This is a genomic window from Agrobacterium sp. H141 (assembly GCF_057158725.1).
Genome location: NZ_CM169893.1, coordinates 1562695 through 1575923, shown reverse-complemented (window position 1 = coordinate 1575923; position 13229 = coordinate 1562695). Strand labels below are relative to the sequence as shown.

Annotated in this window: 13 protein-coding genes; 7 read left to right on the top strand and 6 right to left on the bottom strand. The window is 57.6% G+C overall.

What is annotated here, in order from left to right:
* Positions 1-26: 26 nt before the first annotated feature.
* Positions 27-1184 carry a hypothetical protein gene (locus ACWPM9_RS07205; protein WP_484757236.1) on the bottom strand — a complete coding sequence of 386 codons (1158 nt, stop codon included), beginning with the start codon at positions 1182-1184 and terminating at the stop codon, positions 27-29.
* A 307-nt stretch (positions 1185-1491) separates the two neighbouring features.
* Between ACWPM9_RS07205 and ACWPM9_RS07200 the strand changes: the two genes are divergently transcribed.
* The 5 genes from ACWPM9_RS07200 to ACWPM9_RS07180 are packed head-to-tail and all read left to right on the top strand — an operon-like array spanning position 1492 to position 4413.
* On the top strand, positions 1492-1962 hold the full coding sequence (locus ACWPM9_RS07200; RefSeq protein ID WP_484757235.1) for a MaoC family dehydratase: 471 nt from the start codon (positions 1492-1494) through the stop codon (positions 1960-1962).
* A gap of 2 nt (positions 1963-1964) precedes the next feature.
* Complete coding sequence (locus ACWPM9_RS07195) at positions 1965-2426, top strand: MaoC family dehydratase (protein ID WP_428187312.1); 462 nt, start codon at positions 1965-1967, stop codon at positions 2424-2426.
* A gap of 11 nt (positions 2427-2437) precedes the next feature.
* Positions 2438-2911, top strand: a complete 474-nt coding sequence (locus tag ACWPM9_RS07190) for a glutathione peroxidase (protein ID WP_484757234.1) — start codon at positions 2438-2440, stop codon at positions 2909-2911.
* 16 nt (positions 2912-2927) lie between these two features.
* The gene (locus ACWPM9_RS07185) at positions 2928-3767 is read left to right on the top strand and encodes an AraC family ligand binding domain-containing protein (protein WP_484757233.1); all 840 of its coding nucleotides are present in this window, start codon (positions 2928-2930) and stop codon (positions 3765-3767) included.
* A gap of 34 nt (positions 3768-3801) precedes the next feature.
* Positions 3802-4413 (top strand): LysE family translocator, encoded by a 612-nt coding sequence (locus ACWPM9_RS07180; protein ID WP_484757232.1) that lies wholly within the window; start codon positions 3802-3804, stop codon positions 4411-4413.
* A gap of 35 nt (positions 4414-4448) precedes the next feature.
* Here ACWPM9_RS07180 and ACWPM9_RS07175 read toward each other — a convergent pair whose 3' ends face one another.
* The 4 genes from ACWPM9_RS07175 to petA form a co-directional block, all read right to left on the bottom strand.
* Entirely contained in the window at positions 4449-4991 is a 543-nt protein-coding gene (locus ACWPM9_RS07175; RefSeq protein ID WP_484757231.1) for an adenine phosphoribosyltransferase, read from the bottom strand.
* A gap of 116 nt (positions 4992-5107) precedes the next feature.
* Complete coding sequence (locus ACWPM9_RS07170) at positions 5108-5989, bottom strand: cytochrome c1 (RefSeq protein ID WP_428187317.1); 882 nt, start codon at positions 5987-5989, stop codon at positions 5108-5110.
* A gap of 23 nt (positions 5990-6012) precedes the next feature.
* Complete coding sequence (locus tag ACWPM9_RS07165; RefSeq protein WP_428187318.1) at positions 6013-7281, bottom strand: cytochrome b; 1269 nt, start codon at positions 7279-7281, stop codon at positions 6013-6015.
* Between the two features lie 14 nt (positions 7282-7295).
* A complete protein-coding gene (gene petA / locus ACWPM9_RS07160; RefSeq protein WP_484757230.1) occupies positions 7296-7874 on the bottom strand; it encodes a ubiquinol-cytochrome c reductase iron-sulfur subunit in 579 nt (192 codons plus the stop codon).
* A 378-nt stretch (positions 7875-8252) separates the two neighbouring features.
* On the opposite strand from petA, the gene ACWPM9_RS07155 reads away from it, so the two are divergent.
* Positions 8253-9149, top strand: coding sequence for an endonuclease/exonuclease/phosphatase family protein (locus tag ACWPM9_RS07155; protein ID WP_428187320.1), 897 nt, complete (start codon positions 8253-8255; stop codon positions 9147-9149).
* Here the strand turns inward: ACWPM9_RS07155 and ACWPM9_RS07150 are convergent, their stop codons facing one another.
* Entirely contained in the window at positions 9150-11036 is a 1887-nt protein-coding gene (locus tag ACWPM9_RS07150; RefSeq protein ID WP_484757229.1) for an ABC transporter ATP-binding protein, read from the bottom strand.
* Positions 11037-11273: 237 nt separating this feature from the next.
* Between ACWPM9_RS07150 and ACWPM9_RS07145 the strand changes: the two genes are divergently transcribed.
* Positions 11274-13199 (top strand): HAMP domain-containing methyl-accepting chemotaxis protein, encoded by a 1926-nt coding sequence (locus ACWPM9_RS07145; RefSeq protein ID WP_484757228.1) that lies wholly within the window; start codon positions 11274-11276, stop codon positions 13197-13199.
* The last annotated feature ends 30 nt before the right edge of the window (positions 13200-13229 follow it).

Below are 13229 nucleotides of genomic sequence, written 5' to 3'. Positions count from 1 at the left end.
GGGCGGCCTTTTTTATTGCGTGAGGACTATCGCAGTGGCGGCAGCTTTGCCTTCATCGCCTCGGGCAACAACTTGAAAATCTGGCGCCGGAACCAGGCCCAGCCAACCCCGATTGTCAGCACCAGCACCCCGACCAGAAACAGCGTCACGAAGACGAACGAGCCGACCTGGATATTGGCGCTCTCGAAGATGGCGTAGATGGCATAGCCCATCGACAGCAGACCGGATGTCACGAAGGCACGGCGGTCGATAATCACCCCGATCGCCATGAAGCAGGCAACGACCAGAATCGTCAACACGGCCTGACCAACACCCGCCCCCCCAGTAATTCCAAAGCCGAGCCCGGATATTTCGCCGACATAGAAGAAGGCAAGCGTCGTCGACAGCAGGAACGGTGCCGTCAGCAGGTGAAGCCAGAAGGCCACATCCGAGCGCCGCGTTTGCCGCACCGGATCCTTGAGATCAAACATCATCGCGACCGTAAACAGAGAGATAGCGGCGGCAAACAGAATGGACAGGGTCAAAAGCCGATGGCTCTCGACCATATCGGTGACACTCAGCACCTGCCCGAGAGACGTGATGATCAGGGCAACGACCAGTGCCACAATGCTGGCAATGCAGAGCGACAGCGACAAGGGCACACGATAGCGCCAGTGAAAGCCGGCCAGCAGCAGAGGATAGGGCGCGACAAAAATCAGCACGAAGAATGCCTCGGACGCCGTATCGGGGGCCAGCGGCTCCACGAAAGCCTGCAGAATTGCGGAGATCGACAGGATAAAGGCAATGGTCAGCGCCACGGCTGGAAGTGCAAGCCGCTGCCGACGCACGAGAATTTCCGCCAGCAAAATTGTAAGCGGCAGCAGCAGAAAGACAGAACCAAGTCCGCTCGCCCCGATCAGCGCCACCACGATACCGATGGTGATGAGGATGTCGTGAAATCCGCGAATGAAGCGCGGCGCCTCGCTCTCGAATGCAGGGTTCTCCGGCTCGGCAGCCGTATCCAGCCCATATGGGTCGTCAGAAACGGTCACCGCCAGGCGCGGCTCGACCACGCCGACACCCTTGCGCGCCAGATACGTTTCCAGTGGCGCCGACTGTTCGTCGGTGATCAGGCCGTCGCTGGCGGCGTCGCGTAATATCGTTTTCAGGTTCGTCATCGGCAGTCCCTGTTGCATCGCGCTCAATGCGAAATTCGACAATTCATTCGCGCGCAACTTAGCGACAATTTCCCCGCCAACAACCCCTCGTGCGACAAGGATGCAAATGCATGAAAGGGCCACGTGAGCCAGATAGAATTTTGCGCCGATCAAGCCAGACATTGCCCATGAATTTCAATATCTTAAGCGTTAAAAGTTGAATCGATTAACAAACGCCCGACACGTCCATATGACGCACCCTGTGTTCTCCGCAAAAGTTGTCGATTCAAAGCATTCCTTGAAATTGTCAGTCTCGAGCGCCATTCTCCAGACAAGAAAGAACAAGGAAGCACCAGTGTCGTCTCCCAAACTTTTCTATGAGGATTTTGAGCCCGACCGGGTCTTCGACTTCGCCCCGAAAACGGTCTCGGCAGAAGAGATCGTCGACTTTGCCAGCGAGTTCGACCCGCAACCCATGCACCTGTCAGAAGACGCCGGCAAGGCATCCATTCTTGGTGGGCTCGCAGCATCCGGCTGGCATAGCAGCTGCATAATGATGCGCATGATGATTAATGCCTATCTTCTTGATTCTGCATCAGAAGGCGCTCCAGGCATCGACATCATGGAGTGGAAGAAACCGGTACTGGCCGGCGACACACTGACGGGACGGTCGATCGTCACGGCAGCGCGCCCCATGCGCTCGCGCCCCCATATCGGTATCGTCACTTTCCGTCACGAACTGGACAACCAGCGCGATGAGCGGGTGCTGGTCTCAGAAAACTCGATCATGTTCCGTCGCAGGAATGTCGAAGGAGATACGCAGTGAAAATGGCTGAGCTCTATCCACTGGGCCAAAAGACAGCCATCGGCCAGGCCAGGTTTGATGCAGACGACATCATTCGTTTCGCCAAAAAGTTCGATCCCCAGCCTTTCCATACAGATGCGGAAGCGGCAAAGGACTATGTCTTCGGTGCACTCTGCGCCTCCGGTTGGCATACCTGCTGTGCCTGGATGCGGTGTTTCGTCGATTACTGGAAGGCCGAAACAGAGCGCATGGCGCGAGAGGGCATCGAACCGCCCAAGATTGGCCCGTCGTCCGGTTTTCGCGAACTGCGTTGGTTGAAGCCTGTCTATGCTGGCGACACGCTGGATTTTTCTGTCTCGCTGTTGGAAAGCAGAACGCTTGAAAACCGGCCGGGCTGGATTTTTCTCTCCACCGAAGGCGAAGGCATCAATCAGCACGGCCAACCCGTGCTACGCTTCAAGAGCAGCCTGCTGGAATTCATCTGAAGGACACGATCATGAACGTCCACGACTTCATCGCCACCGATATCGATGGCAAGGAGCGCAAGCTCCGCGACTATGCCGGCAAGCTGATGCTGATCGTCAACACCGCAAGCGCCTGCGGCTTCACCCCGCAATATGAAGGCCTGCAGGCCTTGCAGGAAACCTATGCCGACGATCTCGTGGTTCTGGGCTTCCCCTGCAATCAGTTCGGCGCGCAGGAACCCGGCAGCGAGGAAGAGATCAAGACCTTCTGTGATCTGAACTACAAGGTCCGGTTCCCGCTCTTTGCCAAGATCGACGTGAAGGGCGAGAATGCCCATCCCCTCTTCCAGTATCTGACCCATGACAAGCCGGGTATCCTCGGCACCGAGGCAATCAAGTGGAACTTCACCAAGTTCCTGATCGCCCGCGACGGTGAACCGGTCGCCCGCTATGCGCCCCAGACAGAACCGAATGCCATCATTCCGGATATCGAAAAGGCGCTGTGAACCGAGGCAAATGCCCATGAGCGATTTCGCCATCCACGCCACCGGCCTTGAGGGTCTCATCGCTGTCTCCGCAAAAAGCGCGCACAGCTTTCCAAAGCATAGCCATGACGAATTCGGCATCGGGCTTCTGGTCGCAGGCGGCCAGCTCTCGGCGTCCGGGCGCGGACAGGTGGAGGCAAGCACAGGCGATATCATCACGGTCAATCCGGGTGAAGTGCATGACGGCATGCCGATCAGCGGCAGGCCAAGACGCTGGCATATGCTCTATCTCGCCCCCTCCCTTCTGACATCGCTCGCAGCCGGGATATCACAGGCACGTTGCGACGCATTGGAGTTCGAGACTCCGGTTCTGTCCAGCCGCCTGCGGAGCCGGCAGTTCGAACAAGCCTGGACAGCCGCGCTTGGTTCAGCAAGGGACGCCGGATTGTTGCAGGAGGAGACGCTGCTCTCCCTCATGGCCGGGATGTTGCAGCCGGCAATCCCAGAGCGCCGACCGGCCATCGGGTCGGGTATCGAGCGGGCCAAGGCCTCTATCGATGACAATGTCAGCGACAATCCCTCGCTTGCTGAGCTGGCCAAGACGGCAGACCTCAGCCGTTTCCAGACGCTTCGCGCCTTTACCCGCGCCACAGGCCTGACCCCGCATGCCTATATTCTGCAACAGCGTGTTTTGAAAGCACGCAGAATGATTGCCAGCGGCAACACGCTCGCAACTGTTGCGGCCGATTGCGGCTTTGCCGATCAAAGCCACATGACGCGCGAATTCAGCCGTCGCTACGGCATGCCGCCTGCCCGCTTTCAGCGCGCGATGCTCGGCTGCAATCCTGTTCAAGACCGCACTCCAAACCACGGCTAATCTCCTCCGATCCCGAACGAAGAGGAGCATTGTGTTGACACCTGAATTTCTGCTGACCGCCCTTGTCGTGGTACTGATACCGGGCACTGGCGCGCTCTACACGATCGCCATGGGATTGACCGCCGGGCGTCGTGCCGCGCTTCTCGCATCGCTTGGCTGCACAGCCGGTATCCTGCCCCATATGGCCGCGGCCATCCTCGGTCTGGCGGCGGTTCTGAAAAGCAGCGACACGGCCTTCTCCATCGTCAAGATCGCGGGCGTCACCTATCTGATCTATATGGCGATCACCATGCTGCGCTCAGGTCTGGGCGGCACGTCAGCGTCACCAGAAAAACAGAAGCGCGGTTTGGGTATCGTCACCCATGCGGTGATGATCAACCTGCTCAATCCCAAGCTGTCGCTGTTCTTCCTTGCCTTCCTGCCGCAATTCGTCGATCCGGAGGTTGGTAATGCTGTTCCAGCCCTGTTGCTCGACAGTGCAGTCTTCATGGCGATGACCCTGATCGTCTTTGCACTCTACGGCCTGTTCGCAGCCGCCATGCACAGACATGTGCTGGAACGCCCACGCGTGCTGCTGTGGCTGCGCAGAGCATTCGCCGGCGCATTCCTCGCCATGGGCCTGAAACTCGCCCTGACACAACGTTAGAAGCGAGCCGACTGGGTTTTGGCAACCAGCTTTGTCTAGTGGCCCGAAAATTCGACCAACGTGCGCACATCGACGCCCATCGCTTCGAGCTTCTTGCGTCCCCCCAGATCCGGCAGATCAATCACAAAACAGGCCGAGACGACATCGGCACCGATCTGCCGCAACAGCTGAACCGCACCGACAGCGGTTCCCCCCGTTGCAATCAGGTCATCCACCAGGATCACCTTTTCGCCCGGCTGCACCGCATCGACATGCATTTCCATCTCGTCCACGCCGTATTCCAGGCTGTAGGCAATACTGACCGTCTCATGCGGCAGCTTGCCCTTCTTGCGGATCGGCACGAAGCCGGCGGACAGCTGATGCGCCACCGCGCCGCCCAGGATGAAACCGCGTGCCTCCATGCCGGCGATCTTCTCGATCTTCAGACCGGCATAAGGCTGCACCAGTTCATCCACGGCACGCCGAAAGGCGCGCGGATTTCCGAGCAGGGTCGTGATGTCACGAAAGATAATCCCGGGCTTTGGGTAATCCGGAATGGAACGAATGGAAGAGGCAAGTTCCTCGGCGAGTTTGCTCATGGGGCACGTCCAAAACAATGGAAGGAAAATCGCCCGGACCCTATCAACTGGGCCGGGCGCAAGAAACAAAAAAGGCGGCCGAAGCCGCCTTTTTTCATGTCCTGAACCTTGGAGGCTCAGTGTTCTTTATTGGCGTATACCGACTTCTTCGTGAGGTACAGAAGAGCCGTGAAGATCACCAGGAACACCATGACCATGAAGCCGGTGCGCTTGCGCTCTTCCAGATGCGGCTCGGCCGTGAACATCAGGAAGGCAGAAACGTCGTGGGCATACTGGTCCAGGGTTTCAGGCGTACCGTCATCATAGGTCACAACACCATCTGAGAGCGGTGGTGCCATGGCGAGAGACTTGGCGCTGATGAAATACGGATTGAAATGCGTACCTTCCGGGACTTCGACACCTGCAGGCGGTTCCTGGTAGCCGGTCAGCAGCGAGTAGATATAATCCGGGCCGCCTTCCTGATACTGGGTGAACATATCGAAGATGAAGGTCGGGAACCCACGCTCGACGCCACGCGCCTTGGCAAGCAGCGACATGTCCGGAGGCACAGCGCCACCGTTCGATGCAGCAGCTGCCTCATCATTGGCGAAAGGCGACGGGAAGTGATCGGACGGTGTGGCAGCACGGTTATACATGTCACCGTCTGCATTTGGACCGTCTTCGACTTCGTATTCAGCCGCCAGCGCCTTCACCTGATCCTCGGAATAACCGAGATGTTCCAGCGTGCGGAACGAGACCAGCTTCATCGAGTGGCAGGCCGAACAGACTTCCTTGTAGACCTTCAGACCGCGCTGAAGCTGGCCCTTGTCATAGTGGCCAAACGGGCCGGCAAAGCTCCAGTCGACGTTCTTCGGCTTGAGCACCGGGTAGTGCAGCGCCTTTTCAGCGTGCTCCACGGCCTGTGCCAGATCATGCTCTTCCTCGGCCTTGACGGCTGAGGCGAACCCGATGCCGGCAACAACGGCCAGCGACAGGATGCTTGTAGCGAGCTTTTTCATAGTCTTTTCCCTCTCTCGCGACCTTAGGCCTGTGCCCGGGCGGATTTGCCGTTCTTCTCAAGAACCGCCTCGGTAATCGAGTTCGGAATGCGCCGCGGCGTCTCGAACAGACCCAGAAGGGGCATGATCACAAGGAAGAAGCCGAAGTAGTAGAGCGTGCCGATCTGCGACATCACCACATACAAGCCTTCCGCCGGACGCGAACCGAGCCAGCCGAGCAGGATCGAGTTAACGACGAAGATCCAGAAGAACAGCTTGTACCAGGGACGGTAGACAGCCGAGCGGACCTTGGAGGTGTCGAGCCAGGGCAGGAAGAACAGGATGAGGATCGAACCGAACATCACCAGAACGCCACCAAGCTTGGAGTCGATCGGGCCGACATTGAAGGTGATCGCACGCAGCATCGCGTAGAACGGCAGGTAATACCATTCAGGAACGATGTGAGCCGGTGTCTTCAGCGGGTTGGCCATGATGTAGTTGTCGGCATGCCCCAGGAAGTTCGGCATGTAGAACACGAACCATGCATAGACGATCAGGAAAATCGAAACACCAAAGGCATCCTTCAACGTCGCATAGGGCGTGAATGGAACGGTATCCGTCTTCGACTTCACCTCGACACCCGTCGGGTTGGTCTGGCCGGTCACATGCAGTGCCCAGATATGCAGGATAACGACACCGGCAATCATGAAGGGCAGCAGATAATGGAGCGAGAAGAAGCGATTGAGCGTCGGCTGATCAACGGCAAAGCCGCCAAGCAGGAACTGCTGGATCCACTCGCCCACCAGAGGAAAGGCCGAGAAGAAGCCGGTAATAACGGTGGCACCCCAGAAGGACATCTGACCCCAGGGCAGAACATAGCCCATGAAGCCGGTTGCCATCATCAGCAGGTAGATGACAACGCCGAGGATCCAGAGGATTTCGCGCGGCGCCTTGTAGGAACCGTAATAGAGACCGCGGGCAATATGCAGATAGACCGCGATGAAGAAGAACGATGCACCATTGGCATGCATGTAGCGCAGCAGCCAGCCATGGTTCACGTCACGCATGATCTTTTCGACGGAATCGAAGGCAAGGCCCGTGCCGGCGACATAGTGCATGGCAAGCACGACACCGGTCAGGATCTGGACCAGCAGCATGACCGCCAGCATTGCGCCAAAGGTGTAGGCATAGTTCAGATTGCGCGGTACCGGAAAGGCGATGAAACTGTCGTAAACCAGGCGAGGCAGCGGAAGACGCGCGTCCACCCATTTCTCGATGCCGCTTGCTGGCTGGTAGCTAGAATGACCACTCATATTCTCGTATCCCCTCAGCCGACTTTGATCACAGTGTCGGAAACGAAGCCATAGGTCGGAATGTGCAGGTTTTCCGGCGCAGGACCTTTACGGATACGGCCCGCGGTATCGTAGTGCGAGCCATGGCAGGGACAGAACCACCCGCCAAAATCGCCGGCCTGACCGAGCGGAACGCAACCCAGATGGGTGCAAACGCCGAGCATGACCAGCCAGTTTTCCTTGCCTTCGCCTGCAGAACGATCGACGTCGGTCGCCTTGGCATCATCTGCAATATTGGCATTGCGCGCGACAGGATCCTTCAGGTCACCCAGTGCGACAGCCTTGGCCTCCTCGACTTCCTTGTCCGTCCGGTTGCGGATGAAAACCGGCTTGCCGCGCCACTTGACCGTCAACGACATGCCCGGCTCCAGAGCCGCAACGTCGACTTCAATCGATGCGAGAGCGAGTGTGGAAGCATCAGGGCGCATCTGGTCGATAAACGGCCATGCAACTGAAACTGCACCGACCACGCCGGCCATACCCGTTGTCAGATAAAGAAAATCGCGGCGAGTAGGCTCGCCCATGGTTTCGCTGTTCGTATCGTGTTCGCTCACGGTCAACCAATCCTTTTCGCATTGTGCTGCGACAAACCGCACTGCCCCCAAAGGTTGGGAATCAGACTCCGCCATAAAGATGACATAGATTCCCCCTCATTCGGGCGCGTTCTAAGCTTGATAGCGAATTATGTCCAGCCTTGACAGGGGGATAGGGCACAATGACGCGGAAATAGTTGGGGGCAATGATCGGACTGAAGTAACTGGCTACCAAGGCTTCCTTGCCTTGTGTTCGGCTTGGCGGATATTGCTACCCTCAGAGTTGTGGGGCATGGTCCAACGGTCGTCAGCCCATGTTTCAGCAATCTGGATTTCCCGAAGATGCGTCACTGCCTCAGTTGTGCCCTATGCGCCTTTCTTTCACTGGCGCTAGCCATCATGGCGCTGCGCTACGTTACGGACTTCTGGCTGCTTTCACTCGTCTACAGTTTCCAGACCCATGCGGGCATCGCCTGCATCGCCGCAGCTGTTGTATGCATTTTCATGAAACGGAACGTTTTGACTGTCGGCTTGCTCGCCATCTCGGTCTTTCTCACGGGCCATTCCATCGTCATGAAACAGCAATTCGTGCGGCAAGCTGTCGCAGCACCTGCCGGCAGCCAGAAAGTCCGGGTGCTCTCCTTTAACATGTTGAACGAAAACTTTGCCAATTCCGAGCGCATTGCCGATTACTTGCTCGATTCGAATGCTGATGTCGCCTTCTTCATGGAGGCAAACCCCATCGCCTCGCAGTTGGAAAAGCTCGCCACGAAATACCCGTACCAGTCAGGCTGCGGTCCGAAAATGCCTGGCTGCGAATATTCTATCCTGTCAAAGTTTCCGATCAAATCGGAGTTTACGGACAGCTTGAGCGATATCCGCCGGAACCATTTCGGCGTCATCGAAACCGAGATCGCCGGCAAGACGGTCCGTTTTGCGCTGGCTCATCTGACCAAGCCCTATTTCGACAACTATCATGAACTCGAATTGCGCAGGCTGTCGCTTTATCTGGATGCCTTCGGCGGCACGATCATTCTGGGGGGCGACTTCAACTCCAGCAGCATTGCCCCCGATATGCAGCGTTTTCTCAAGGACAGTTCCCTGTCGAAGACGGGACCTGAACCGGCAACCTGGCCGATTGCGGCTGGACGCTATGGCATTGCAATCGACCACATTTTCGTGACCGATGACGTTACCCCGCTGTCACTGCAGCGGATTCCGGATTCCCTGGGTTCCAACCACTTTGGCATCATTGCAGACGTGGCGATCGGTGACGGTCCGCGGTCCCGACCTTAGTCAGTCCTTGATCGCTTCAGCCGGATCCATGGGATCGCCGGCAATAAACCCGCCGGACTGTCGCGCCCAGAGTTCGGAATAAAGACCGCCCCGCTCCACAAGTTCGGCATGCGTGCCCTGTTCGATGATGCGGCCCTTGTCCATCACCACCAGACGATCCAGTGCCGCAATGGTCGAGAGGCGATGGGCGATGGCAAGCACTGTCTTGCCCTGCATCAGCCTTTCGAGATTCGACTGGATGGCAGCCTCCACCTCGGAATCGAGAGCCGAGGTCGCCTCATCCAGAACCAGAATGGGCGCATCCTTCATCATTACCCGGGCAATGGCGATACGCTGTCGCTGCCCACCGGAAAGCTTGATCCCGCGTTCGCCGACATGCGCGTCGACCCCCTTGCGCCCACGCTGATCTTCCAGCTTGTCGATAAACGCCATAGCCTCGGCGCGCTCGGCGGCCCGCACCAATTGCGTTTCCCCGGCATCTTCGAGACCGAACAGGATATTGTCGCGGATCGAGCGATGCAGCAGCGCCGTATCTTGCGTTACCATGCCGATATTGGTGCGCAGACTTTCCTGCGTGACGGTGGAGATGTCCTGCCCATCGATCAGGATCTTGCCACCCTCGACGTCGTAGAAGCGCAGCAAAAGGTTGACCAGCGTCGACTTGCCGGCACCGGACCGTCCAACGATACCGACCTTCTCGCCGGGCCTGATGGCGAGTGTCAGGTGATCGATGGCCCCGGACTTTTTGCCATAGTGAAAGCTCACATCCTCGAAGCGGATCTCAGGCTTCGACACGACCAAGGGCTTGGCGGCGGCATCGTCGACAAGGCCGATAGGCCTGGAAATCAATTCAGCTGAATTCTGGATGGTGCCGATATTGCGCATGATGCCGTTCATCTGCGTCATCATGCGACCGAGAAGCATGTTGAGCCGCAAAACCAGTCCCAGTGTAAAGGCAACGCCACCGGCGGTCATCTGCCCCTTCAACCAAAGGTCAATGGAGAGCGCTGCAATCATCGTGATCATGATGCCGGACAGAATGGCCTGTGAGGCCCTGACACCGGTAATTAACCGCGCAAAGGGTTTGAGCGAATCCTGGAAGCGCTCGAAACCCTGGCGGATATAGTGATCGTTCTGCTCTTCACGTCCGAAGAGCTTCAACGTCTGTATATTGCTGAAACTGTCGACCAGGCGACCGTTCAACATTGAACTCGTCTCTGCCGTCTCACGGGCATGGCGACGAATGCGCGGCACGAAATAGCGAGCGAGAAAGCCGAATACGACGATCCAGCAGCCGATGATTGCGGCCAGCCGCCAGTCCAGCTGGCCGACCAGCGTCATGGTGGAGACGGTGTAGATCACCATGAACCACGCCACCTGCAACAACGATGTGAGAAGATCGCCGGTTGCCTGACCGGCAGACCAGACCTTGGTGACAATGCGCCCGGCAAAGTCATTCTGGAAAAAGCTGAGCGACTGCCGCGCCACATGGGCATAGGCCTGCCACCGGACCAGATTGAAAAAGTTGAGAACAATCGCCTGCTCTTCCACCAGCGCGCCAATGGTGACCACGACGAAGCGCCCGATCAGCACGACCACGCCCATGACCAGCAATTCCGGACCATGCGCGTCGACAAGACCGTTCCAGCCGGCATCCTTTGGCACAGTGTCGAGCATATCGACCAGGCGTCCAACGAACCAGAAGAGGGCTGCCTCCAACACGGCAACGGCCCCGCCGAACACTGCCATGGTGGCAAACGCCCACTTGGCTTTGGACACATAGAACCAGACAAACGCCGCCGTTCTGGACGGTGGCTGCAATTCGTCACGATGTCCGAATGGATCGATCCAGTTTTCGAAGAGGCGGACAACGCTTTTAATGATCATGACGATGCATATAGGCGGCTTTGACGACAAGACAAAGCCCGGGCGGATTAATACGGCGTGCCACAATCAAAATGTGTCAGACAACATCGCCTGAAATCGCAATTTTATGTCCGTTGTTAACGATTAAAGGACGTATGCAATCTATTTTCCAAACCAGATAGCAGGTCGGCATTCGCATAAGTGACCAGCTTCTTCAAAGTTTGTATTTTTTGAATTTGGAAAAATCCGATGCGCTTCATGAAGATAAAAATTCTGCTGCCTTTGTTGTTCGGCATCACAGTCATTCTCGGACTTGTTCAGGGTGGAGTTGCCATGTCCTCCCTCACCCAGATGAAATCGCACATCAACGAAATTGCCAATGAACGGTTGCCGAAGACCGTCATGCTTGGCGACATGCGCCTGGCCGTCGCGGAAGTGCGCCGCGCCTATGCCGTGCTTGTGGCCTCCTATAGCCCCGACGAAATTGAACATGCCACCGCAGGTATCAATAACAAGCTGGCCGCTCGTGATCAGGCCTTCGCAGCCTACGCTTTAGAAGCAAAACGAGGAGAGACCAAAGCGCTTATTGACGATCTCAACGCCAAAACAGCTGCCTATGATGTGCTTGCAAAGCAGTTGGTGACGCTCAAGGCGGACGGCAAACTGCTGGACGTGATGACACTTTATACCGGTGGCATGAATACTGCTGCGACCGAAATGAGCGATCTTCTCGACCAGATGATCACGAACAATAGCAGTGTGGCCGATCTGGCGACCGAGCAGGCCGACCAAGCGTCGAACTTCGCCCAGTGGCTCACCATTGTCGTTGCCCTCCTCGCGCTTGCTGTTTCTGTCAGCGCCGCTGTGATGAGCACTTTGCGCATTGCAAAACCGATCGACGGTATTACGGGAGCGATGAAAAAGCTCGCCGGTGGCGACATCGACAGCCATGTCCCCTATGCCGAGCGCACCGACGAGATTGGCGATATGGCGGCAGCAGTTGAGGTCTTCCGTCAAAACGCAATCGAACGCGTCAAGCTGGAGCGCGATGCAGAAGCCAACCGTTCGTTGAGCGAAACACAGCGCAAGGCAAGCGAGGAGCAGAAGGCCAGCGAAGCAGCCGAAATTCAGTTCGCTGTCGATCAACTCGGCAACGGTCTGTCACAGCTCTCCGACGGCGACCTCTCAGTCCGTCTCGACACCGCTTTCACCGGCAGCCTCGATCAGTTGCGTAACAACTTCAACGACTCCGTCTCCAAGCTCAACAAGGCCTTGAGCGCAGTCGGTGAGAATGCCCGTGGGATCGATGCCGGAGCGCAGGAAATCCTCTCTGCAGCCAATGACCTGTCCAAGCGCACTGAACAGCAGGCGTCGTCCATCGAACAGACCGCTGCAGCCCTGGAAGAAGTCACAACCGGGGTGAAGGATTCGGCCGTTCGCGCCGAAGACGCCGGCCAGCTGGTAGCCAACACCCGCACCAGTGCCGAACAGTCCGGCAAGGTGGTTGCCGACGCCATCGACGCAATGAACAAGATCGAAAAGTCGTCCGGCGAGATCTCCAATATCATCAGCGTGATTGACGACATTGCCTTCCAGACAAACCTGCTGGCGTTGAATGCCGGTGTTGAGGCGGCCCGTGCAGGTGAAGCCGGCAAGGGCTTTGCGGTTGTCGCGCAAGAGGTCAGAGAGCTTGCCCAGCGATCTGCCAATGCCGCCAAGGAAATCAAGGCATTGATCACCACCTCGGGCGTTCAGGTTCACAACGGTGTGCAGCTCGTCCGCAAGACCGGCGAGGCGCTGAGCGAGATTGCCGAACACGTTCAGCAGATCAATGGCAATGTCAGCGCCATCGTGACCTCGGCCCGCGAACAATCGACCGGCCTCCAGGAAATCAATGTGGCGGTCAACCTTATGGACCAGGGCACACAGCAGAATGCAGCCATGGTCGAGCAGTCGACGGCAGCCAGCCACAGCCTCGCCCAGCAGGCAGCCACGCTCAACCAGTTGCTCGCTCAGTTCAGGCTGGACGGTCGAGCAGCGACAGCGCCGAAGAGCGCCGTGACCGCGACGGCTGGAAGCCGCCCTGCCCCATCGCCGGCCCGCGAACTGGGACGTCGCATCTCCTCAGCGTTTGGCGGCAGCGCCGCAGCGCAAAAAATCGAGGCGGAGTGGACCGAATTCTGATCTCTACGACCAGAAATGGGAACGACGAAA

Coding starts and splice junctions, on each gene's coding strand:
- ACWPM9_RS07195 (WP_428187312.1), top strand. CDS start 1,965: ATGGCTGAGCTCTATCCACTGGGCCAAAAGACAGCCATCGGCCAGGCC.
- ACWPM9_RS07190 (WP_484757234.1), top strand. CDS start 2,438: ATGAACGTCCACGACTTCATCGCCACCGATATCGATGGCAAGGAGCGC.
- ACWPM9_RS07185 (WP_484757233.1), top strand. CDS start 2,928: ATGAGCGATTTCGCCATCCACGCCACCGGCCTTGAGGGTCTCATCGCT.
- ACWPM9_RS07175 (WP_484757231.1), bottom strand. CDS start 4,991: ATGAGCAAACTCGCCGAGGAACTTGCCTCTTCCATTCGTTCCATTCCG.
- ACWPM9_RS07170 (WP_428187317.1), bottom strand. CDS start 5,989: ATGAAAAAGCTCGCTACAAGCATCCTGTCGCTGGCCGTTGTTGCCGGC.
- ACWPM9_RS07165 (WP_428187318.1), bottom strand. CDS start 7,281: ATGAGTGGTCATTCTAGCTACCAGCCAGCAAGCGGCATCGAGAAATGG.
- ACWPM9_RS07155 (WP_428187320.1), top strand. CDS start 8,253: ATGGCGCTGCGCTACGTTACGGACTTCTGGCTGCTTTCACTCGTCTAC.
- ACWPM9_RS07150 (WP_484757229.1), bottom strand. CDS start 11,036: ATGATCATTAAAAGCGTTGTCCGCCTCTTCGAAAACTGGATCGATCCA.
- ACWPM9_RS07145 (WP_484757228.1), top strand. CDS start 11,274: ATGAAGATAAAAATTCTGCTGCCTTTGTTGTTCGGCATCACAGTCATT.